We start from the raw sequence: 21,276 nt of genomic DNA on the forward strand, positions 1-21,276 counted from the left end.
CTCCTGACCGGAACCTGCCCTGCGGCTCGGGTTAAGGAGGACAGTGGCGGTCGCCTCCCCCGCCGTGCGCCATGGAGCGCGGGCCGTGATCGCCGTACTCGCCGGGCTGGTCCTGATGACGGGGAACGCCGCCGCGGGCCGTGCCGCTCCGAAACCCTCGGTGAAGCAGCTCAAGAAGGAGCTGGCCGCGCTGCAGAAGGAGTCCGACCGGCTGATCGAGGAGTACTACAACAGCCGCCGTGCCCAGCAGCAGGCCGACCGGACGGAGAAGGGCGCGCGCGAACGGCTGGCCGCCGCCCAGGAGGTCTACGACCGGGAGTCCCTCCAGCTCAGGACACTCGCCGTGGCCCAGTACGTCGGCGGCGAGCCCAACCAGGTCGTCCAGTTCACCGGCAGCCAGGACCCGCAGGGTCTGCTGGCCCGGATGGCCCTCGGCCAGCACCTCGTCGCCCTTCAGGAGGCGCGGCTGCGCGGCTACGCCAAGGTCAGGAACGAGCGCCGCAAGGCCGAGGAGGAGGCCGCCGCCCGCGCCGAGGAGCTCGGCACCGCCGTGGCCGACCTCGAACGGCGCAAGGAGAAGGCCGAGAAACTGATCGGGAAGATCCGGGACAGGATCGACAAGCTGTACACGGCGCCCGGCGTGCGACGCCCGGACGGCACGTGGGTGCCCCAGCTCCCGGACGGCTCCGAGAACATCACCCCCCGCATGCGCCTGGTCAAGACGCTGATCAAGGAACGGTTCGCGGTGCCGTACGGGATCGGCTGCTACCGGACGATCCAGGACGGCGGCGAGCACCCGCTCGGGCGGGCCTGCGACTTCATGCTCAGCCACGGCGGCGCGATGCCGTCGGCGGGAGAGGTCCAGCGCGGCAACGAGATCGCGGACTGGGCGATCAAGAACTCCAAGCGCCTGGGGATCATGTACATCATCTACCGGCAGCGCATCTGGCACGCCCGGACGGGCACCTGGCGGACGATGTCCAACCGTGGCGGCACGACGGCCAACCACTACGACCATCCGCACATCTCCGTCTATTAGCCCCGATCGGGCGGCACGGTCACCGTACGCGCCCCCGGGGCTTGAGCCGGATGGAGGGCAGCACCGGGGCGGGCAGCGGCTCCCCGTCGAAGCCCTCGACCGTGCCGAAGCCCGTGCTCAGGCCCGAGCTCACGCCGTCCATCCACTCCGCGCGGAACCCGGCGATCTCCTCGTGGGAACGCCCCACGAAGTTCCACCACATGACGATCTCCTCGGCGAAGGGTTCGCCGCCGATCAGCAGCACCCGTCCGCGTCCCGACAACCGCAGCGTGCCGGGGCCGGGCGGCAGGTAGCGCAGCGCCCCCGGCCCGGCCTGCTCGACCTCCCCGTCGAGCAGCAGCAGCCCGTGCTCGTACGCCGGGTCGAGCGGCACCTCGGCCGCGCCGTCGACCGCCACCTCGGCCCCGACCAGGGGGCTGTGGGCGGTGGCGGGCGAGGTCACCCCGCCGAGCGAGCCCATGATCACGGTGGCCTCGAAGCCGGGACCGGTCAGCACGGGCAGGGTGGCGTGGTGCTCGAAGGTCGGGGCCGTCCGCCGGTGAACGTCGGGCAGGGCCACCCAGAGCTGTACGCCGTGCAGCATCGTGCCGGGCGACTCCTCGGAGTGGGAGATGCCGCGCCCGGCCGTCATCAGGTTGAGCTGCCCGGGGCGCACCCGCCGCAGGCTGCCCAGGCTGTCGCGGTGGAGCACCTCTCCGGCGACCAGCCAGGTCACCGTCTGCAGGCCGGTGTGGGGGTGGGGCGGCACGCGCATCAGGGCCGGCTCGGGGCCGAAGGCGTCCACGAAGCACCAGGCGCCGATCATCCGGCGGTGCACGCCGGGCAAGGTCCTGCTCACCCGCATCGCGCGCGGGCCGCCCAGCGGCACCTCGCGTCCGGTCAGCACCTCGCCGCGCCCGCCGGTCTCGGCGGCACAGCGGAGTTCCTGGGGGTCACGTTCCATGTTGCTCACCCCACGACTGTAGGCGTCGCGCGGGCGGCTTCCGTACGGCCTCCGGCGCGACCCCTCCGGGGGACATGGCGACTACGCCATGGTCTCCCACCAGCCGTCCACGGCCTGGGCGGCGGAGACGTCCACGCCCTCGCCCGGCCGGGGCACCACGATCTTGACGTCCCGCGCCTTGGCCTCCCGCCACAGCCGGTCCACCGGCTCGGCCCACGGGTGCAGCGCCAGCGTGAACGTCGCCCAGTGGACCGGCAGCAGCAGCGAGCCGCCCAGGTCGAGGTGGGCGTTGACGGCCTCCTCGGGGTTCATGTGGATGTCCGGCCAGGCCGGGCTGTAGGCGCCGATCGGCATCAGCGTCAGGTCGAACGGCCCGTGCGCGGCCCCGATGCCCCGGTAACCCTGGAAGTAGCCGGAGTCGCCGGCGTAGAACACCCGCTTGGTCGCACCGGCCACCACCCACGAGCCCCACAGGGTGTCGTTCCTGGTGAAGGCGCGTCCCGAGAAGTGCCGGGCGGCCGTGGCGACGAAGCGCAGGCCCGCCACCTCGGCCTCCTCGTCCCAGTCGAGCTCGATGATCCGGTACAGCGGCACGCCCCACCGCTCCAGGTGCGCCCCGATGCCCAGCGGGACCAGGAACGGCGCCTTCTGGGTGCGCGTGAGCGAGCGCACGGTCGCCATGTCCAGGTGGTCGTAGTGGTCGTGCGAGATGGCGATGGCGTCCACCTGCGGCAGCTCGCCGAGGTCGACCGGCAGCGGGTGGTGCCGCTTGGGGCCGGCGAGCTGCGAGGGGGAGACCCGGTTGCTCCACACCGGGTCGAACAGCACCCTCTTGCCCTCGATCTCCACCAGGGTGGAGGCGTGGCCGTACCAGACCGCGCGCACGCCGTCGGCGGGCGGCGGCGCGGACGGCGGCAGGCGCAGCGGGATGGTCCCGGCGGGGTGCCGCTGCTCCTTGTTCCTGGCCATCTCGGCCAGCAGGCCCGCGGGCGGGGTGGTCATCAGGGAGGTGGGCTCGGGCATGGGGTTGAAGAACGTGCCGCCCCTGAACTGCGGCGAGCGCCGCATCCTGCCCACGCGGTCCGGCCCCGACGACAAGGGCCGCACGCCCAGCTCGGCGGGTATCCCGCGCAACGCCCAACCGGCCGCGGCGGCGAGCGCGCCGCCCGCGAGGATCCGCCGTGCGGTCCGCAATCCTGCCATTGCCCACACTCCCCTGAGATGATGTCCATCCCGCCCAACCGGGCGGGACTCCCCGGTGTTCCCGTTCTACGATATATCGCGATAGTTCATACCGTCTTGATCGCTCCGCCGTCGATGACGTAGTCGGCGCCGTTCACGCTTGCGGCGCGCGGCGAGGCCAGGTACGTCACCAACGCGGCGACTTCTTCCGGTTCGACGAACCTACCGGTCGTCATTCCGGTGGCCGACGGCAGCCCCGCGAGCAACTGTTCGTGCTCCATGCCGAGCGAGGCCGCCAGCGCGGCGCCGTACCCGTCGGGGGCCTCCCACAGGGCGGTGCGCGCGGCGCCGGGGGAGACGGTGGCGACCCGCACCCCGTGCGGCCCGAACTCCTCGGCCACGGCCTTGCCGAACGCCGTCAGCGCGGCCTTGGCGGTGACGTAGGCGATCGGCCCCATGTGCGGCGCGCGGGCGCCGTTGGAGGAGATGTTGATCACGGTGCCGCCCCGCCGCAGCAGGCTCGGCATCGCGGCCCTGGTGGCCCGTACGGCGCTGAGGAGGTTCAGGTCGTACGTCTGGCGCCAGGTGTCGTCGTCGGTGCCCAGGAAGCCGGTGACCTGCGCGCCGCCGCCGTCGCCGCCGCCCACGTTGTTGACCAGCAGGTCGATCTCGCCCAGCTCGGCCAGCGCCCGCTCCACCAGCTCGGCGGGGCCCGCGGCGGCGGACAGGTCCACGCTCACCGGGATCGCGCCGGTGCCCTTCAGCTCAGGGGTGACCGTACGGGCCCCCGCCACGACCCGCATCCCCTCCGCGGTCAGCGCCTCGACGATCGCCAGCCCCAGCCCCCTGCTCGCCCCGGTGACGACGGCGGTCTTCCCGTTCAGTCGCATGTCCATGGTTTCGCCTTTCGCATCTGCGTCAGTGGTGATGCGATGACTCTAGAACTTGCAACATCAATGACGCAACTTCGGCGCTAATGGGGACGATCCTGTAACCTCTGAGCTGTGAATGGGACGACGCGGGCCCTGCGGTCCGACGCGGAACGGACTGTCAGGACGATCCTGGAGGCGGCCGAACGGGTGCTCAGCGCCAACCCGGCGGCCAGCATGGAGCAGATCGCCGAGGCGGCCGGGGTGGCGCGCACGACCGTGCACCGGCGCTTCGCCTCGCGGGAGGCGCTGGTGGAGGCGATGACGGCGTGGGCGACCCGGCAGTTCGCCGCCGCCGTGGACGCCGGCCATTCCGAGCAGGCGCCGCCGCTGATCGCGCTCTACCAGGTGACGGCGAACGTGTTGCGGGTGAAGACCGACTGGGGGTTCGCGATGAGCCGCGCGGCGTCGGCGGGAGGCGAGGTCGCCCGTGTGCACGCCGAGGTCCAGGAGAAGTGCGAGGCGCTGTTCCGCCGGGCGCGGGCCGCCGGGGTGCTGCGCGAGGACGTCGAGCCGGAGTGGGCCAGGCGGGTGTACTACGCGCTGATCCACGAGGCCGCGCAGAGCCGCGACGGCGACCCCGACGCGCTGGCCGCCCGCCTGGTGGACACGTTGCTGCGCGGGGTGGGCACGGGCCGCGGCCTGGCCACGACCCCCGCCGCCGAGTCCTAGCGGCGCCGAGTCCCAGCGCTGCCGTCCGTCAGGGGTCGCGGACCAGGGTGTCGCGGCGTTCGTCCGGGCGGCGTTCGGGGTGGGGCCACGGGTTCGGGCGGCAGCGGCCCAGCGACTTGGACTGCTGGACCATGACCGGGGCGGGCAGGCCGGGGCCGGGGCAGGCGCGGTGCTCGTGCCCCAGGCTGTGCCCGACCTCGTGGCTGATGACGTAGTCGCGATAGGCGGCCAGGTCGCCCTCGTACTGCGGGACGCCGTCGGCCCATCTGACCGCGTTGATGACCGAGCGGGTCCCGTTCCAGCACGACAGCGTGCCCCCGGTGCGCAGCGGCAGGCACTGGCGGATCGTCAGCCCGGGGCTGGACAGCGCCACCCGGACCCGTACCGGGCCGTGGTCGACCCGCTGGAAGCGGGCCCAGCCGCGCGGGTCGTTGAGCGTCCGGTGGACCGCCGCCGCGAACACCGCGCCGTCGAACGGCAGTCCCCGCTCGACCTCCACCAGGTAGCGCACCACCTCGCCCTGTCCCGCCCGCGCGGGCGCGCCGCCGCGCACGACGTCGTACGCGCCCGAGGCGGCGTACGGCACCCGGGCGTGCTCCCCGGCCAGCGGGTGCGGCGTGGGCGTCGGCGTGGTGGGGTGGGACGGCGGTGTGACGGAGGGGGCGGGCACGCTTCGCCCGCCGGGCGCCGCGGGTTCATGGCCTGCCTCGGGGGTGGAGGCGCATCCGACGGCCAGCAGCAGCACGATCAGCAGCGCGAGCAGCGGCAACGCGGCCTCCCCACGAGATCATGGTGGGGAGGAATCCACCATATCCACCCAGGGATGCACCGATCATGCCGGGGCCGGACCAGCGCCGGACGCCTCCATGGTCAGGGGGCGTCGGCCGGGGTCAGCGGGTGGGAAGCGCGTACGGGGTGAGGTCGAAGGGCGGCCGTTCGCCGAGGGCCAGGATGGCGGCGATCTCGCCGGTGAGCGGGCCCGCCGTGAGGCCGTACGCGCTGAGCCCGGTCGCCACGATCACCCGGGGCGTGAGCGGGCCGATGAGCGCGGGACCGGGGGCGTTCACCGGGCGCAGGCCGACCCTGGTCTCCGACACCGTCGCCCCGAACAGGCCGGGCGCCACCCGCAGCCCCGCCTCGATCACCTCTTCGAGCCCGCCCATCGTGACCCGCGGCGCGAACCCGACGTCCTCCACGGTCGCGCCGATCACGATCCGCGAGTCGGGGAAGCCGAGCAGGTACGGCCCGCTCCTGGGCAGCACCATGGGCCAGAACGCGGTGTCCACGCCGTCGAGGGTGGCGTGCAGGATCTGCCCGCGCCGGGGGAACACCGGCAACTCCACCCCGAGCGGACGGCACACCTCGCCCGTCCACGCCCCGGCCGCCACGATCACGACGTCGGCCTCCAGCGGGACGCCCTCCTCGGCCTGCATGCCGCTCGCGGGCGGCGTGCCGGTGGCCGGGCGGGGAGCGCGGGCGGCCGGGCCCCGCGACGGGGGCTCTTCCTCGGCGGGTTCTTCGGCGGGTTCCGCGGAGGGCAGGCCGGGGCCCTCCGGGGAGCCGTCGGGCGGGCCGCCGAAGGGCGCTCCGGCCACCGGTTCGATGGCCTCCTCCACGGGCGTTCCGGCGAGGGGCGAGGTGAGAGGGGCGGCCTGGCGCCAGGAGGTGGTTCCGCCGCCCGTCGCGCCCGCCGCCGGGCCCGGAGGGCTCCACTGTCGCCCGGTTCCCGCTGGCGTGTCCTCGTCCGCGGGGTGGACGTAGACCTGGCCGTCGGGGGTGAGGACGGCCGTGCCCCTGCGTACCTCGGCGCCCTGGGCGACGGCGGCGCGCAGCAGCGCGTCACGTACGGAACACCCGTCCACCCGGGCGGCGCCGGGCACGAGGAGCGCGCTGAGCTCGTCGGACAGCGGCGGGAACAGGTCCGACGGGGTCAGCACGTCGGTGACCTCGCCCATCTCGGGCGCGTCCGCGTGGCGGCGGCGCAGCAGGGCGCGCACCGGTTCGAGGTCGACCGGGTCCTCCGCGACCAGCAGGGCGCCGACCTTGGCGTACCCGAAGTCCTCGCCCAGGGCCTCGACCAGCCCCGGGTAGTGGCGGGCGCCCTCGCGGGTCAGGCGGTACCAGTCGTCGTCCTCCGGGTGGTCCACCCACGGGCACACGATGCCCGCGCCCGCCTGGGTCGCCTGACCCGGGCAGCCGCGGTCCACCACGGTCACGTCCACGCCCCGGCCGCTCAGATGGTAGGCGGCGCCGGCTCCGACGATCCCGCTCCCGATCACCACAACACGCATGCACCCATGATCGCAGGACGGGCTCATCCCGGGCGATGACCGGATCGTGCGCTTACCATCCGGATACTCCCTCGCGCCCATCCGTGGGGGCTACCGACCCGCCTCGCCGGTCGGGCGGCCCGACCCCGGCCGGGTCAGCCGGCGCCCCAGCCGTGCGTCCTCATGAGCGTGGCCGCCACCCGCGCGAACCGGTCGCCGTCGAGCACCGCGCCCTCCCGCCGGATGTCGTCCTCGTCCAGTACGAAGACCCGGTCGAGCCGCAGGTACGACACCCGCCCGTCGCGGCCCCACGCGCCGACCTCCAGCCAGTCGGGGCCGTCGTCGCCCTTGCTGGAGAGCATCATGCCGAGCAGCCTGCGCCCGGTACGGCCCACGATCAGTAGCGGCCGGTCCTTCCCCCGCGACGGATCCTCCTCGTACGGCACCCACGCCCACACGATCTCGCCCGGATCGGCCAGGCCGTCGAGGTCGGGGGAGTAGGCCAGAGTGACGGGCCCGCTGAGCGAGTGGACCTCGCGTACGACGCCCCGGTCGGGCCGGGGGTCCTCACCTAGATCACGCATTGTGGGAGCTTAAGGCGGCAGGGCGCCCGAAATCCACCCGCCCTCACAGAACGGGTGAGGCCAGCAGACGGCGCAGGGCCGTCGGGGTGTGGCCGAGATGGCGGCGGACCGTACGGGTCAGGTGGGCCTGGTCGGCGAACCCGAGATCGGCGGCCAGCGCGGCCAGGCTGGGCTCGCCGCTCTCCAGCCGGTCGAGCGCGCGGCTGACGCGTACGCGGTTGCGGTAGTGGGTCAGCGAGACGCCCAGCTCGCGGGTGAAGGCCCGGCTGAGCTGGTAGGGGGAGACGGACAGGAGCTCGGCGAGCGGCAACAGCCCGCCGGCCGCCGGATGATCGGCCGCGATCGCCTCGCGGGCGGCGTCTGCGACGGCCCGGGGCGAGCGGGCGGTGACCCGGCCCGGGTGGGGCGCCGCGGGGCGGGACCGCACGGCCGGGGCGTGGTGTCGAGGTACGGCGCCGGGACGCGCGGCCGAGCCCGGAGGAGTGGAGGGGGCACTCTCGCCGCGGCCGGTGGCGGGGGAGGGGGCGTTCTCGGTGCGGTCAGTGGCGGGGGAGGGGACGCTCTCGGTGCGGCCGGTGGTGTGGGAGGGGGTGGCGGGGGGGGGGGTGAGTGCCAGTTGGTCGAGGGTGGTGGAGACCAGGGAGAGCAGGGACTCGACCAGGGCGAAGTCGGGGTCGCCGGCGCGGGCCGAGGCGAGCAGGCTCCGGTGCGCCAGCTCCAGGCGGGCGTCGACGTAGACGGTCGAGCGGGCGAGCGGGGTGTCGTCGCCCGCCAAGCGGCGCCACAGGCCGGGGGACAGGGAGAGGGACGTGCACACGTCGCCGCCCGCCGGGTGGGCGAAGCGTTCCTCCTGGCCGGGTGTGCCCAGATAGGCCATCGTCGGATCGACGGCGGCGGGACGGCCGTCGGCCATGCGGCGGAACGCGCCGCGGTGCACCAGCACCATCCGGTGGTGCCGGCCGGCCTCCGCCGGTGACCAGCCGCGGTGGTCGTCCACGCAGGTCACCACGTCGAGGGAGAAGCCCTTTCCACGGGCCAGAGGCTTGGAGGATCGCACCCGCCGTACGTTACGCCGCCCCTCCGACAATCCCGCGACGGGCAGAGGAGGGAGCGCGGCGGTGGCGCAAGGATGTTCAAGACCGTGGTGGGGTGGCGTCGGCAGGCTGTGGGGCATGACGACAACGATTTCCTCCATAGTCATCGACTGCGCCGACCCTGTCGCCCTGGCGGGCTTCTACGCCAAGGCCACCGGGTGGCAGGTCGCCGACGCAGACCCCGATTACGCCTCCGTCACCGGCGGTCCCGTGCAGCTCTCCTTCCAGCGGATCGAGGGTTACCAGGGGCCCGGCTGGCCGGACGGCGGCGCCAAGCACCTGCACCTCGACCTCACCGTCCCCGACGTCGAGGAGGCCAGGAAGGCGCTGGTGGCGCTGGGTGCCACCGTGCCCGACCTGCAGCCGGGCGGCGACGAGTGGACGGTGGTGCTCGACCCCGAGGGCCACCCGTTCTGCGTGATGGCCGCCGGTTAGAGATCCGGAAAGCCGGTCAGAGGGCCGGAAGCCGGTCAGAGGGCCGAGAAGAACGCCTTGACGTCGTCGGCCAGCAGGTCGGGGGCCTGAAGGGCGGCGTAGTGGCCGCCGCGCGGCGGTTCCGTCCAGCGCACCACGTTGTGGGTGCGTTCGGCGTAGCGCCGGACCGTGCTGTCGCCCGGGAAGACGGCCACGGCCGTGGGGGTCTTGCCCGGTTCGGCGGGCGGCGCCCAGTCGCCGCCGCTCTCGCGGTAGAGGCGCGCGGAGGAGCCGGCGGTGCCGGTCAGCCAGGTGATGGTGACGTTGGTCAGGATGTCGTCGGGGGCGACCCCGCCGACGTCCTGGCCCCAGCTCGCGAACGCGTCCAGGTGCCAGGCGAGCTGGCCCGCGGGCGAGTCGGCCAGGGCGTAGGCGAGGGTCTGCGGCCTGGTCCCCTGGATGGCGGCGTACCCGGAGAACTCGCGGTGCCAGCGTTCGATGCGCCGCGCCCGTTCGGTCTCTGCCTCGGTCAGGCCGGCCAGGTCGTCGGAGACGAACGCCGTGAGCGCGTTCAGGTGCACGCCCACCACCCGGTCGGGGACCGCGCGAGCCACGGCGGGCGAGACCAGGGAGCCGAAGTCGCCGCCTTGGAGGCCGTAGCGGGTGTAGCCGAGGCGGTCCATGAGCTCGATCCAGGCGGCGGCGACGCGGCGTACGCCCCAGCCGGTCCGCGTGGTGGGCCCGGAGAAGGCGAACCCGGGCACCGACGGGATGACCAGGTGGAAGTCGCGGACGAGCTGCCCGGCCACGCGGGAGAAGTCGGCGAACGTGCTCGGCCAGCCGTGCGTGAGCAGCAGCGGCAGCGCGTCGGGACGCGGCGAGCGTACGTGGGCGAAGTGCACCCGCTGGCCGTCGATCTCGGTCGTGTACTGCGGCAGCGTGTTGAGCCGCGCCTCGTGTGCCCGCCAGTCGTAGCCGTCCCGCCAGTACGCGGCCAGCTCCTGCACGGCCTGCGGCGGCACGCCGTACGACCAGCCGACCCCCTCCAGGGCGTCCGGCCGGCGTGTACGGTCCAGCCGCGTCCGCAGGTCGTCGATCGCGGACTGCGGAATGTCGATGACGAATCGGTTCATGCCACCCACGCTAGGCAGCATTGCGGCCAGGTTCAGGCCACAATGGTCACCGTGCTGGAAACCTCGGCGCGGTTGTTGCGCCTGCTCTCGCTCCTGCAGTCCCGGCGCGAATGGCCGGGCGCCGAGTTGTCGGACCGGCTCGGCGTCGCCCCGCGCACGCTGCGCCGCGACGTCGACCGCCTGCGCGGCCTCGGCTACCCGGTGGGCTCCACGCCGGGCGTGGCCGGCGGCTACCGGCTCGGTCCTGGCGCGGAGCTGCCGCCGCTGCTGCTCGACGACGAGGAGGCCGTGGCGGTCGCGGTCGGCCTGCGTACGGCCGCGGGCGGCACGGTGACCGGCATCGAGGAGACCTCGCTGCGTGCCCTGGCCAAGCTCGAACAGGTGCTGCCCGCCCACCTGCGCCGCCGCGTGAACGCCCTGCAGACCCACACCGTGCCCATCGTCCGGCAGGGCCCGACGGTCGATCCCGAGCTGCTCACCCGCGTCGCCGCCGCCTGCCGCGACCACGAGCAGCTCCGCTTCGACTACACCGACCACGAGGGCGCTTCCTCGTCGCGGAAGGCCGAGCCGCACAGCCTGGTCAGCAAGGGAAACCGCTGGTACCTGGTCGGCTGGGACGTCGACCGCCAGGACTGGCGCACGTACCGGGCCGACCGGATCGAGGTGCGCACGCCGAACGGCCCGCGCTTCGTCCCGCGCGAGCCGCCCGAGGCCGACGTGGCCGCCTGGGTGCAGCACCGGCTCGGCCACCAGATGTGGCCCGTCCAGGGCCGCTTCCTGATGCACGCGCCCGCCGAGCGGCTGGCCGGCCGGATCGGCGGCGAGATCGAGCCCGTGGACGAGACCACCTGCGTGCTCACCATGCGCGGCGACGACCTGCACCTGATGGCCGTGGTCGTGGCCTTCCTCGACGTCGACTTCGAGGTGCTCGAACCGGCCGAGCTGAAGGACCGCCTGCGTGCCCTGGGACGGCGGCTGCTCTCCTCTAGAATATGATTCGGTGATGGCGACGACAGCGTTCTTCACGCGCAAGGAGGGCGAGTTCGTGCCCGCCCCGCACGCGCGCGGCCCCTGGTCCCCCGACATGCTCCACGGCCGCCTGCTCGGCGGCCTCGCCGCGAGCGCCCTTGAGGAGCGGTACGCCGAGCCCGGCCTGCACTTCGCCAGGATCACCGTCGACCTGTTCCGCAACAGCCCGATGGTGCCCGTCACGGTGGAGACCACCCTGGTCAGGGACGGGCGGCGGATCCGGGTCGCCGACGCCGTGCTCTCCACCGGGCAGGGCGTGATCGGACGCGCCTCGGCCGTGCTGCTCCGGCAGGGCGAGCAGCCCGAGGGCAGCCTGCCGCACACGCCCGCCTGGGACGAGCCGCCGCCCGCCGGCGACCCGGCGGAGGGACGGGACTGGAAGCCGCCGTTCGACCTGTGGCGCCTGACCGAGTGGGGTCAGGGCGGGCGCGGCCGGGTGTGGCTGCGGGAGACGCACCCGCTGGTGGACGACGAGCCGCTGACGCCGCTCACCCGCGCCGCCCTGGCCGCCGACTTCGCCAGCCCGCTCAGCAACATCGGCTCGGCGGGCGTCAGCTTCATCAACGCCGACTACACGCTGACGCTCGCCCGGCTGCCCGAGGGCGACCTGCTCGGCGTCGAGGCCACCGGCCATCTCAGCGCCGGCGGCGTCGCGACCGGCCAGGTCACGCTGCACGACACCGCCGGCCCGGTCGGGTTCTGCGTGGTCACGGCGGTCGCCAACCCGGTCGCCCTGACCTCCCGCTGACCCGCGCGCGCCCCGATGCGCTCGCGGGCGCGCGGACGCGGTGGAAAAGTCAGGCGGGGCGCTCGGCGCGGTCGCCCGACCAGTCGGTGTGGAAGGCGCCCTCCCGGTCCACCCGGTGGTAGGTGTGCGCGCCGAAGTAGTCGCGCAGCCCCTGCACCAGCGCGGCCGGGAGCCGGTCGCGGCGCAGCCCGTCGTAGTAGGCGAGCGCGGAGGAGAATCCCGGCGTCGGCACGCCGATCCGCACCGCCGTGGTGACCACGCGCCGCCACGCCTCCTGCGCGGTGTTCAGCGCGGCGGCGAAGGCCGGGTCGGCCAGCAGTGTCGGCAGGTGCGGGTCGGCGTCGTACGCGGAGCGGATGCGGTCCAGGAACTTGGCCCTGATGATGCAGCCGCCGCGCCAGATGGTGGCCATGGCGCCCAGGTCGACGTCCCAGCCGTACTCCTTCGAAGCGGCGGCGATCTGGTCGAAGCCTTGGGCGTAGGCGACGATCTTGGAGGCGTACAGGGCCTGGCGTACGTCCTCGACCAGCTCGCGCTCGCCGACGCCGGACAGCTCCGGGCCCTCAAGCGAGGCGGCGGCGGCGCGCTGCTCGGGGTGGCCCGACAACGCGCGGGCGAAGACCGCCTCGGCGATGCCGGTCACCGGCACGCCCAGGTCGAGCGCGCTCTGCACGGTCCAGCGGCCGGTGCCCTTCTGCTCGGCCTGGTCCACCACGATGTCCACGAACGGCTTGCCCGTGGCCGCGTCCACCTGCTCCAGCACCTCGGCGGTGATCTCGATCAGGTACGAGTCCAGCTCCCCGCGGTTCCACTCCCTGAACACCTCGGCCAGCTCGGCCGGCGTCGCGCCCAGGGCCTGGCGCAGCAGGTCGTAGGACTCGGCGATGAGCTGCATGTCCGAGTACTCGATGCCGTTGTGAACCATCTTCACGAAATGCCCGGCGCCGTCGGGGCCGACGTGCACCGCACACGGCACCCCGTCCACCTTGGCCGAGATGTCCTGGAGGATCGGGCCCAGCGCCTCCCACGACTCCGTCGAGCCGCCCGGCATGATGCTCGGCCCGAGCAGCGCGCCCTCCTCACCGCCGGAGATGCCGGTGCCCACGAAATGGATGCCCCGCTCGCGCAGCGCCGCCTCGCGCCGCCGGGTGTCCTGGAAGTGGGCGTTGCCGCCGTCGACGATCATGTCGCCCGGTTCCATCAGGTCGGCGAGCTGGTCGATCACCGCGTCGGTGCCGGGACCGGCCTTCACCATGATGATCGCCCGCCGCGGACGCTTCAACGAGGCCACGAACGCCGACAGCTCCTCGGCCGGCACGAACGTGCCCTCGCCGCCGAACTCCTTGATCAACTGCTGCGTCCGGGCCGTCGTGCGGTTGTGCACGGCGACCGCGTATCCATGTCTGGCCAGGTTCCTGGCCAGGTTGCGTCCCATGGTCGCCAGGCCGGTGACGCCGATGTCTGCCAAATCCATCTCAATGCTCCTCTGCGGGGGATACGCACGATCAAGCTGGCAGGTTCGGCGGGATATTCCCGGCGCTCAGGAAGGCGAGCGCACGCCGAGCTCGTCCAGCCGGTCCAGCATGTCGGCCGGGTCGGCGTACACCCGGAACGCGCCGGCTCGTTCGAGCTCGTCCCTGCCGTATCCGCCGGACAGCAGCCCGATGCCGAGCGCGCCGGCCCGGCGGGCGGCGAGCAGGTCCCAGACGCTGTCGCCCACCACCATCGCATGCAGCGGGTCCACCTGGACGAGCGCCGCACCGGCCAGGAACAGATCCGGGTCGGGCTTGGCCCGCCGCACCAGGTCGCGGGTGACCATCGGGGTGTCCTCCGGCAGGCCGAGCATGCCGAGCGCGAGCCGGGCCGTACGGGCGTAGCCGCTGGTGGCGATGGCCCACGGCACGCCGCGCGCGCTCAGCTCGCCGAGCAGCTCGGCGGCCCCCGGCAGCGGCCGGACCGAGTCCACCTGCTGCTCGTACGCCTCGGCGTGGGTCACCTGCAACTCGTCGATCTGCTCCTGGGTCAGCTTCAGCCCGGTCTCGCGCAGCAGGGCGCTGACGAACAGGCCGCCGCTCATGCCGATGCGCCGGTGGATGCGCCACACCGACAGGTCGATCCCCATCCCGGACAGCGCCTGCCGCCACGCGATGACGTGCTGGTAGACGCTGTCGATCAGAGTGCCGTCCAGGTCGAACAGGAACGCGGGCGTGGGGGCCTGCGGGAAGTCGCTCATGCGGTCCATGACACCATGGGGGTATGCGGATCGTCATCGCGGGGGGCCACGGGAAGATCGCGTTGCGGCTCGCCGAGCGGCTCGGATCCGGGGCGGTCGGCCTGGTGCGCAACCCGGCGCACGTGGCCGACGTGGAAGCCACCGGTGCCGAGGCCGTGCTGTGCGACCTGGAGCGGGCGAGCGCCGAAGAGGTGGCGGAGATCCTGCGCGGCGGCGACGCCGTGGTCTTCGCGGCGGGCGCGGGGCCGGGCAGCGGCGCGGCCCGCAAGGACACCGTCGACCGGGGCGCGTCCGTCCTGATGGCAGAGGCCGCCGAACGCTCGGGTGTGCGGCGGTTCATCCAGATCTCCTCCATGGGCGCCGGGCGACCGCCCGCGCCCGGCGGCGACGCGGTCTGGGCCGCCTACATCGAGGCCAAGACCGCCGCCGAGGACGACCTGCGCGCCCGCGACGGCCTGGCCTGGACGATCCTGCGGCCCGGCCGCCTGACCGACGAGCCCGGCACGGGCCTGGTCCGGCTGGCCCCCGAGGTGCCGCCCGGCTCGGTGCCCCGCGACGACGTGGCCGCCGTCGTCCTCGCGCTCCTGGACAACCCGGGCACCGCCCACCGGACGCTGGAGCTCGTCTCGGGCGACACCCCGATCATCGACCTCGTCGCCACGGAGTAGACCGCCACGGGGTAGACCGCCACGGAGTGAGTGGCCGCGGAGTCGGTCGCTGCGGAGTAATGCGTCCCTTTTGCCGATTGCTGGCTATGACTTGCGGCTTCTTCGGCTAGATGTCCCCCTGATGCACTAGGGGGAGATCAAATGTCCGACATGCCGTTCAGGTCGTTCTTCGGGGGAGATCCGTTCAGGGGGTTCGAGGAGCTCACCGGGCGGGTGTTCGGCGGGATGGAGGGCTGGCCGCCGTCGCGGCCGAGCGTGCAGCGCGTCGACGTGGGCAAGCTGCTCAGCGCGTCGGCCAGGGAGGTGCTCAGCCGGGCCCTGGAGATGGCCGGGCAGCGCGGCGCGCCGGACATGGACGTCCTGGACATCCTCGACGCGCTGACCGAGTCCGACGCCACCCGTCCCCTGATGCAGTCGGCGGGCATCGACCTGGGCAGGCTGCGCGACCGCATCGACGCCCTGGCCGGGCCCGGCGAGGCGGGCGAGCCGCCGACCACGCTCTCACCGGCGGCCAAACGCGCCATCCTGGACGCCCAGCGCATCTCGCGCGCCCTGCAGTCGTCCTACATCGGCCCCGAGCACCTGCTGCTCGCCGTGGCCGCCAACCCCGACTCCGGCGCCTCCCGCCTGCTGCACGAGCAGGGCGTCTCGGCCAACGAACTGCAGCAGGCGATCATGTCCGGCGCCTCGCGCCAGCAGCACGGCGACGGCCGTCAGCCCACCGACACCCCTTCGCTCGACGAGTACGGCCGGGACCTGACCGAGGAGGCCAGGCAGGGCAGGGTCGACCCGGTCGTCGGCCGCGAGGACGAGATCGAGCAGGCCATCGAGGTGCTGTCCCGGCGTACCAAGAACAACCCGTGCCTGATCGGCGAGCCCGGCGTCGGCAAGACCGCCATCGTCGAGGGCATCGCCCAGCGCATCGTCAACGGCAGCGTGCCCGACACGCTCAAGGACCGCCGGGTCGTCGCGCTCGACCTGACCGGCATGGTGGCCGGGTCGAAGTACCGCGGCGAGTTCGAGGAGCGCATCAAGAAGGTCATCGACGAGGTCCGCGCGCACGCCGACGAGATCATCGTCTTCATCGACGAGGTGCACACGCTGGTCGGCGCGGGCTCGGCCGAGGGCGGCATGGACGCGGCCAACATCCTCAAGCCCGCCCTGGCCCGCGGCGAGCTGCACGTCATCGCCGCCACCACCATCGACGAGTACCGCAAGAACATCGAGAAGGACGCCGCCCTCGAACGCCGCTTCCAGCCGATCCTGGTCAGCGAGCCCACCGTCGAGCAGACGATCGAGATCCTGGCCGGGCTGCGCGACGCGTACGAGGCCCACCACCAGGTGCGCATCACCGACGAGGCCCTGGACGCCGCCGCCAACCTCTCGGCCCGCTACATCTCCGACCGTTTCCTGCCCGACAAGGCCATCGACCTCATGGACCAGGCCTCGGCCCGGGTCCGGCTGCGCTCGCGCACCCCCGGCAGCGACGTGCGCGAGCTGGAGGAACGCCTGGAGGCGCTGCGCCGCGACAAGGACCAGGCGGTCACCTCCGACGACTTCGACCGGGCCAAGGAGCTCACCGTCCAGATCGACAAGCTCCGTCCCGAGCTGGACCGCGCCCGGCAGGGCGCCGACACCGTCCCGCAGGTCATGGTCGAGGACATCGCCCAGGTCGTCTCCCGGCGTACCGGTATCCCCGTCACCCAGCTCACCGAGCAGGAGCGCGAGCGCCTGATGCGGCTGGAGGAGCACCTGCACGAGCGGGTGATCGGCCAGGACGAGGCCGTCGTCGCCATCGCCGAGGCGGTACGCAGGGCCAGGGCCGGATTGTCCGACCCGAACCGGCCCATCGGCAGTTTCCTGTTCCTCGGTCCGACCGGCGTCGGCAAGACCGAGCTGGCCAGAGCCCTGGCCGCCGCGCTGTTCGGCGGCGAGGACCACATGGTGCGCATCGACATGAGCGAGTTCCAGGAGCGGCACACCGTCTCCCGCCTGATCGGCGCGCCCCCCGGGTACGTCGGCTACGAGGAGGCCGGCCAGCTCACCGAGGCCGTACGCCGCCGCCCGCACGGCGTCATCCTGCTCGACGAGATCGAGAAGGCCCACCCCGACGTCATGAACATCCTGCTCCAGATGCTGGACGACGGCCGCCTGACCGACGGCCAGGGCCGCACGGTCGACTTCACCAACACGATCGTCATCATGACCAGCAACATCGGCGCCCAGCTCATCCTGGACGCCGAGGGCGACACCCCGCAGCTCCAGGACCAGCTCATGGACCTGCTGCGCCACTCCCTGCGCCCCGAGCTGCTCAACCGCATCGACGAGACGATCATCTTCAAGCGCCTGGAGCGCGAGCAGCTGCGCCAGATCGTGGACCTGCTGCTGGAGCGCACCCGGCAGCGCCTGCGCGGTCAGGGCATCTCGCTGGAGGTCTCCGGCGAGGCCAAGGACTGGCTGGCCCGGCGCGGTTACCAGCCCGAGTTCGGCGCCCGTCCGCTGCGCCGTACCGTGCAGCGGGAGCTGGACAACCGCCTGTCCACGATGTTGCTGACCGGCGAGGTGGGCGAGGGCGGCAAGGTCAGCGTGGACGTCGAGGGCGACCAGCTCCGGCTCAGGGCCCACAACCCCGAGCCGGTCGGCTGACCGTCGCTAGCCCAGCGGCGCGAGGGCGCGTTCGCGGCACTCCCGCAGCGTGAGGGCCGCCAGCGCCTCACGTACGACGGGCACGCACACCGGGGCCATCGACAGGCTCGACACGCCGAGCCCCACCAGCAGCGGCGCGACCGCCGGGTCGCCGGCCGCCTCGCCGCACACCCCGACCGCCTTGCCCGCCCGCCGCCCGGCCTCGGCGCACATCCCGACCAGCCGGAGCAGGGCGGGCTGGGCCGGGTCGAGGAGGTCGGACAGGCCGGGATGTTGCCGGTCGGCGGCGAAGGTGTACTGGGCCAGGTCGTTGGTGCCGATGCTGAGGAAGTCCACCTCGGCCAGCAGTTCGTCGGCCTGGAGGGCGGCGGCCGGCACCTCGACCATCACGCCCGCGCGTTCGATGCCGCGCGCGCGGGCGCGGCGGGCGAAGTCGGCCGCCTCGCGCGCGGTGGTCACCATCGGGGCCATCACCCGGACGTCGGCGCCCGTGGCGCGGGCCGCCTCGGCGATGGCGTCGAGCTGGGCGTCCAGGACGCCGGGCAGCACCCGGTCCACCCGCAGGCCGCGCACGCCCAGCGCCGGGTTGGGCTCGGCCGGCAGGCCGAGGAAGGGCAGCGGTTTGTCGGTGCCGGCGTCGAGCGTGCGCACGGTCACCGTCCCCGCCCCCGCGAAGACCCGCGCGTACGCGGCCACCTGCTCCTCGTGCGAGGGCGGCTGCCGACGGTCCAGGAACAGGAACTCGGTGCGGAACAGGCCCACGCCCTCCGCGCCCGGACGCAGGTCAGCGGCCGAGCCGATGTTGTGCAGCAACTTCACCGGATGGCCGTCGGCGGTCCTGCCGGGGCCCGTGCTCGCCGCCAGCCTGGCCCGCTCCCGCCGGTCGGAGTCCCGTACGCGGTCGGCCTCCTCCTCGGTGAGGCCGACCGTGACCTCGCCGGTGAGGCCGTCCACGCCGATCACGGTCCCGTCGGGGACGTCCATGACGCCCGCGCAGGCGACGACGGCGGGCAGGCCGCGGCCCCTGGCCAGGATCGCGGTGTGGCTGGTCGGGCCGCCGCGCTCGGTGACCAGCGCCAGCACCCGCGGGCCCAGGCCGACGGTGTCGGCGGGGGACAGGTCCTCGGCCACCAGCACGTACGGATGGCCCGGGTCGGGCACGCCCGGCACCGGCAGGCCGAGCACGGCGGCCACCGCGCGCGCCCTCAGGTCGTCGAGGTCGGCGGCCCGCTCGGCGAGGTAGCCGCCCAGCGCGGCCAGGGCCTCCTTGTGCGCGGAGAAGGCCGCGTCCAGGGCGTGGGCGGCGTCCAGGCCGTCGTCGCGCACGTGCGCCTCGGTCTGTTCGCGCAGCATGGGGTCGCCGGCCATCATCGCCAGCGCCTCCAGGATCTCCGCCCCTTCGGCGGCGTCCTCCGCGTCTGCCGCGCGGGCCTGGGCTGCGCGGCGTTCGAGGTCGGCGGCCAGGGTGTCCAGGGCCTTGGCGGCCGCGGCCGCCTCGGCGTCGGGATCGGCCACCCGGCGGGGGGCGGGCAGCACGGGCGGCGCCGCCATCCGCACCGACGGCCCGGCGGCCCTTCCCCGGCTCACACCCAGCCCCTTCAACGTCGGCTCAGACATCGGACGCGCCACCGTCCCCCGCCCCGGCGGCCCGTCCGGCCTCCTGCGCGGGGGCCGTGGGCGGGGCGGCGTCGAGGTCGAGGGAGAGCAGGGCGGCCAGGGTGTCGAGCGCCTCCTCGGCTCCCGGGCCGTCGGCCTCCAGCGTCACCTCCGTGCCCCGGACCGCGCCCAGCGACAACACGCCCAGCATGCTGCCGGCGGGCACCGACTTCTGCCCGACCCGTACCCGCACCGGCACCCCGAGCCGGGCCGCCTCCCGTACGAACACCTTCGCCGGACGCGCGTGCAGGCCGCTGGCCGAGGCCACGACCACCGTTCGACTCGCCATGGCGAACCTCCTCTGCGCTCAGGGTTCCATCGTCACCTTGATCGCCTCGCCCCTGCTGACGAGATCGATCCCGTCGAGCACCCGGGGCAGCGGCAACCGGTGTGTGATCAGGTCGGACACCACGACGGCGCCCTCGGCCACCAGGCGCAGGGCCTCGGCGTTGTGCGCGGGGCTGGAGCCGTTCGCGCCCACGAGGGTCAGCTCCCGGTAGTGCACCAGGTTGGAGTCCAGCGCGATGACCGGGTCGTCCTTCGGCAGCCCGCCGAAGAGGCTGACGCGCCCCTGCCGGGCCGCCATCCGCACCGCCTGCTCCTGGGCCGCGCCGGAGGCCGCCGCCGTGATCACCACGTCGGCGCCCCGGCCGCCGGTCAGCTTGAGCACCTGCTCGACGGCGTCGGAGTCGATCACCGCGTCCGGACGTACCAGCTCGGCCGCCATCGCCAGCCGCCGGGCGTTGACGTCCACGAGGAAGACCCGTGCCGCGCCGCGCGCCCGCGCCAGCCGTACGTGCAGGCAGCCGATCGGGCCCGCGCCCATCACCACCACGTCGTCGCCCGCGCCCACCCGGGCCAGCGACTGGCCGTTCAGCACGCAGGCCAGCGGCTCGGCCACCGACGCCTCGGCGAACCCGACACCGTCGGGAACGGCGTTGACACCGTTCACCGCCAGCACCTTGGCCGGGACGATCAGGTACTCGGCGAACCCGCCGTCGTAGTGGTAGCCCATCGACTCCTGCCGCGGGCAGACGGTCAGGCGGCCCCGGCGGCACTCCGCGCACGTCCCGCACGGGATCGCGGCGATCACCTGCACCCGCGCCCCGGTGTCCACGACCTCGCCGGCGATCTCGTGGCCCATCACGCGCGGCGGCCTGATGTGGTGGTGGCCGTACCTGAAGATCTTGGCGTCGGTGCCGCAGGTCGAGCAGTTGCGCACCCGGATCTTCAGCTCGCCCGGCCCCGCCTGGGGCTCGGGCGCGTCCTCGATCCTGATGTCGCCCGGGGCGTGGAACCTGGCTACCTTCACGTCAGCTCCTTCAGCACCTGGCCCGGCTCCGTCGCCTCGCGCAACGTCCTGGCCCGGTCGGGGTCGAGCAGGATCTCGGCCAGCGCCGCCAGCAGCGGCACGTGCCCGTCGCCGGCGGCGGCGATGCCCACGCACAGTGTGACGCGCTCGCCGTCCCAGTCGATCCCGCCGGGGAAACGCACCACGCAGATCGCGTCGCGCGCGACGTCCTGCTTGGAGGCGGCCGTGCCGTGGGGGATGGCCACCCCCTCGCCGACGTAGGTGGAGATCGTGCGCTCGCGTTCGAGCATCGCCTCGACGTACGGCTCGGCGACCGCGCCCACGTCCACCAGCACCCGCCCGCACCTGCGGACGGCCTCCTCCCGCGAGGCGGCGCTCTCGTGCAGCAGCACCGCCCGCGGGTCGAGCAGATCCTCACGCATCGACGGTGCCGCCGTTCCTGATGGTCTCGACCAGCCTGGTCACCGCCGGGTCGCCGAGGAAGACCTGGAACGACACCAGCGGCTTGCCCGGCGCGGCGGCCCTGGCCCTGGCGGCCAGCCCGGCGTGGCACACGACGACGTCCGCGTCGGCGGGGATGGAGTTGACCGGGGTGTGCTCCACGGTGACGCCGCTCTCCTTGAGCTGCTTGCGGAGCTGGGAGGCGAGCATGACGCTGCTGCCCATGCCCGCGTCGCAGGCCACGATGATCTTGTGGATGTCCTTGCTGTCGATGCCGGCCATG

22 protein-coding genes are annotated in these 21,276 nt (G+C 73.6%); 7 read left to right on the top strand and 15 right to left on the bottom strand.

Features of this window, described 5'->3' with window-relative positions; all coding sequences use genetic code 11:
• Positions 1–43 precede the first annotated feature (43 nt).
• Positions 44–1,039, top strand: a complete 996-nt coding sequence (locus IEZ27_RS01350; RefSeq protein ID WP_229823056.1) for a coiled-coil domain-containing protein — start codon at positions 44–46, stop codon at positions 1,037–1,039.
• 19 nt (positions 1,040–1,058) lie between these two features.
• Here IEZ27_RS01350 and IEZ27_RS01355 read toward each other — a convergent pair whose 3' ends face one another.
• The 3 genes from IEZ27_RS01355 to IEZ27_RS01365 all read right to left on the bottom strand — a co-directional run bounded on the left by IEZ27_RS01355 (position 1,059) and on the right by IEZ27_RS01365 (position 4,060).
• Complete coding sequence (locus tag IEZ27_RS01355) at positions 1,059–1,991, bottom strand: pirin family protein (protein WP_229823061.1); 933 nt, start codon at positions 1,989–1,991, stop codon at positions 1,059–1,061.
• A 72-nt stretch (positions 1,992–2,063) separates the two neighbouring features.
• Positions 2,064–3,185 (bottom strand): MBL fold metallo-hydrolase, encoded by a 1,122-nt coding sequence (locus IEZ27_RS01360; protein WP_125637555.1) that lies wholly within the window; start codon positions 3,183–3,185, stop codon positions 2,064–2,066.
• Between the two features lie 86 nt (positions 3,186–3,271).
• Positions 3,272–4,060, bottom strand: a complete 789-nt coding sequence (locus IEZ27_RS01365) for an SDR family NAD(P)-dependent oxidoreductase (RefSeq protein WP_189645495.1) — start codon at positions 4,058–4,060, stop codon at positions 3,272–3,274.
• A 108-nt stretch (positions 4,061–4,168) separates the two neighbouring features.
• Between IEZ27_RS01365 and IEZ27_RS01370 the strand changes: the two genes are divergently transcribed.
• A complete protein-coding gene (locus IEZ27_RS01370; protein ID WP_229823062.1) occupies positions 4,169–4,765 on the top strand; it encodes a TetR/AcrR family transcriptional regulator in 597 nt (198 codons plus the stop codon).
• A gap of 28 nt (positions 4,766–4,793) precedes the next feature.
• Here IEZ27_RS01370 and IEZ27_RS01375 read toward each other — a convergent pair whose 3' ends face one another.
• The 4 genes from IEZ27_RS01375 to IEZ27_RS54850 all read right to left on the bottom strand — a co-directional run bounded on the left by IEZ27_RS01375 (position 4,794) and on the right by IEZ27_RS54850 (position 8,676).
• A complete protein-coding gene (locus tag IEZ27_RS01375; protein WP_229823063.1) occupies positions 4,794–5,534 on the bottom strand; it encodes a DUF3152 domain-containing protein in 741 nt (246 codons plus the stop codon).
• A 121-nt stretch (positions 5,535–5,655) separates the two neighbouring features.
• A complete protein-coding gene (locus IEZ27_RS01380; protein ID WP_189645496.1) occupies positions 5,656–7,056 on the bottom strand; it encodes an NAD(P)/FAD-dependent oxidoreductase in 1,401 nt (466 codons plus the stop codon).
• Between the two features lie 134 nt (positions 7,057–7,190).
• Positions 7,191–7,619, bottom strand: coding sequence for a type II toxin-antitoxin system PemK/MazF family toxin (locus IEZ27_RS01385; protein ID WP_189645497.1), 429 nt, complete (start codon positions 7,617–7,619; stop codon positions 7,191–7,193).
• 43 nt (positions 7,620–7,662) lie between these two features.
• Complete coding sequence (locus tag IEZ27_RS54850) at positions 7,663–8,676, bottom strand: helix-turn-helix domain-containing protein (protein WP_268246030.1); 1,014 nt, start codon at positions 8,674–8,676, stop codon at positions 7,663–7,665.
• 115 nt (positions 8,677–8,791) lie between these two features.
• On the opposite strand from IEZ27_RS54850, the gene IEZ27_RS01395 reads away from it, so the two are divergent.
• Positions 8,792–9,148 carry a VOC family protein gene (locus IEZ27_RS01395; protein ID WP_189645498.1) on the top strand — a complete coding sequence of 119 codons (357 nt, stop codon included), beginning with the start codon at positions 8,792–8,794 and terminating at the stop codon, positions 9,146–9,148.
• 35 nt (positions 9,149–9,183) lie between these two features.
• Here IEZ27_RS01395 and IEZ27_RS01400 read toward each other — a convergent pair whose 3' ends face one another.
• Complete coding sequence (locus IEZ27_RS01400; RefSeq protein WP_229823064.1) at positions 9,184–10,260, bottom strand: epoxide hydrolase family protein; 1,077 nt, start codon at positions 10,258–10,260, stop codon at positions 9,184–9,186.
• A 51-nt stretch (positions 10,261–10,311) separates the two neighbouring features.
• Between IEZ27_RS01400 and IEZ27_RS01405 the strand changes: the two genes are divergently transcribed.
• Together IEZ27_RS01405 and IEZ27_RS01410 are read left to right on the top strand one after the other, a co-directional pair.
• Positions 10,312–11,256, top strand: a complete 945-nt coding sequence (locus tag IEZ27_RS01405) for a helix-turn-helix transcriptional regulator (protein WP_189645500.1) — start codon at positions 10,312–10,314, stop codon at positions 11,254–11,256.
• 7 nt (positions 11,257–11,263) lie between these two features.
• Positions 11,264–12,037, top strand: a complete 774-nt coding sequence (locus tag IEZ27_RS01410) for a thioesterase family protein (RefSeq protein WP_189645501.1) — start codon at positions 11,264–11,266, stop codon at positions 12,035–12,037.
• 49 nt (positions 12,038–12,086) lie between these two features.
• On the opposite strand, the gene gndA is transcribed toward IEZ27_RS01410, so the two are convergent.
• Complete coding sequence (gene gndA, locus IEZ27_RS01415) at positions 12,087–13,511, bottom strand: NADP-dependent phosphogluconate dehydrogenase (protein WP_189645502.1); 1,425 nt, start codon at positions 13,509–13,511, stop codon at positions 12,087–12,089.
• A 66-nt stretch (positions 13,512–13,577) separates the two neighbouring features.
• Positions 13,578–14,270 carry an HAD family hydrolase gene (locus IEZ27_RS01420; protein WP_125637546.1) on the bottom strand — a complete coding sequence of 231 codons (693 nt, stop codon included), beginning with the start codon at positions 14,268–14,270 and terminating at the stop codon, positions 13,578–13,580.
• A 23-nt stretch (positions 14,271–14,293) separates the two neighbouring features.
• Here IEZ27_RS01420 and IEZ27_RS01425 point away from each other — a divergent pair, with 23 nt between their 5' ends.
• Both IEZ27_RS01425 and IEZ27_RS01430 read left to right on the top strand, forming a co-directional pair.
• The gene (locus IEZ27_RS01425) at positions 14,294–14,938 is read left to right on the top strand and encodes an SDR family oxidoreductase (protein WP_189645503.1); all 645 of its coding nucleotides are present in this window, start codon (positions 14,294–14,296) and stop codon (positions 14,936–14,938) included.
• Between the two features lie 141 nt (positions 14,939–15,079).
• Positions 15,080–17,584, top strand: a complete 2,505-nt coding sequence (locus IEZ27_RS01430) for an ATP-dependent Clp protease ATP-binding subunit (protein WP_189645504.1) — start codon at positions 15,080–15,082, stop codon at positions 17,582–17,584.
• A gap of 6 nt (positions 17,585–17,590) precedes the next feature.
• Here IEZ27_RS01430 and ptsP read toward each other — a convergent pair whose 3' ends face one another.
• Genes ptsP through IEZ27_RS53540 form a run of 5 tightly spaced genes read right to left on the bottom strand, consistent with a single transcriptional unit; the run spans position 17,591 to position 21,275 of the window.
• Positions 17,591–19,171, bottom strand: a complete 1,581-nt coding sequence (gene ptsP / locus IEZ27_RS01435) for a phosphoenolpyruvate--protein phosphotransferase (protein WP_229823066.1) — start codon at positions 19,169–19,171, stop codon at positions 17,591–17,593.
• 22 nt (positions 19,172–19,193) lie between these two features.
• Positions 19,194–19,529 carry an HPr family phosphocarrier protein gene (locus IEZ27_RS01440; protein WP_189645506.1) on the bottom strand — a complete coding sequence of 112 codons (336 nt, stop codon included), beginning with the start codon at positions 19,527–19,529 and terminating at the stop codon, positions 19,194–19,196.
• Positions 19,530–19,547: 18 nt separating this feature from the next.
• On the bottom strand, positions 19,548–20,552 hold the full coding sequence (locus IEZ27_RS01445) for a zinc-dependent dehydrogenase (RefSeq protein ID WP_189645507.1): 1,005 nt from the start codon (positions 20,550–20,552) through the stop codon (positions 19,548–19,550).
• Positions 20,549–20,974, bottom strand: a complete 426-nt coding sequence (locus IEZ27_RS01450; protein ID WP_125637540.1) for a PTS sugar transporter subunit IIA — start codon at positions 20,972–20,974, stop codon at positions 20,549–20,551. The genes IEZ27_RS01445 and IEZ27_RS01450 overlap by 4 nt, the downstream gene beginning before the upstream one ends.
• Complete coding sequence (locus IEZ27_RS53540) at positions 20,967–21,275, bottom strand: PTS lactose transporter subunit IIB (protein WP_125637539.1); 309 nt, start codon at positions 21,273–21,275, stop codon at positions 20,967–20,969. The genes IEZ27_RS01450 and IEZ27_RS53540 overlap by 8 nt, the downstream gene beginning before the upstream one ends.
• Position 21,276 lies beyond the last annotated feature (1 nt).

The organism is Nonomuraea spiralis, assembly GCF_014648435.1.
GTDB lineage: Bacteria > Actinomycetota > Actinomycetes > Streptosporangiales > Streptosporangiaceae > Nonomuraea > Nonomuraea spiralis.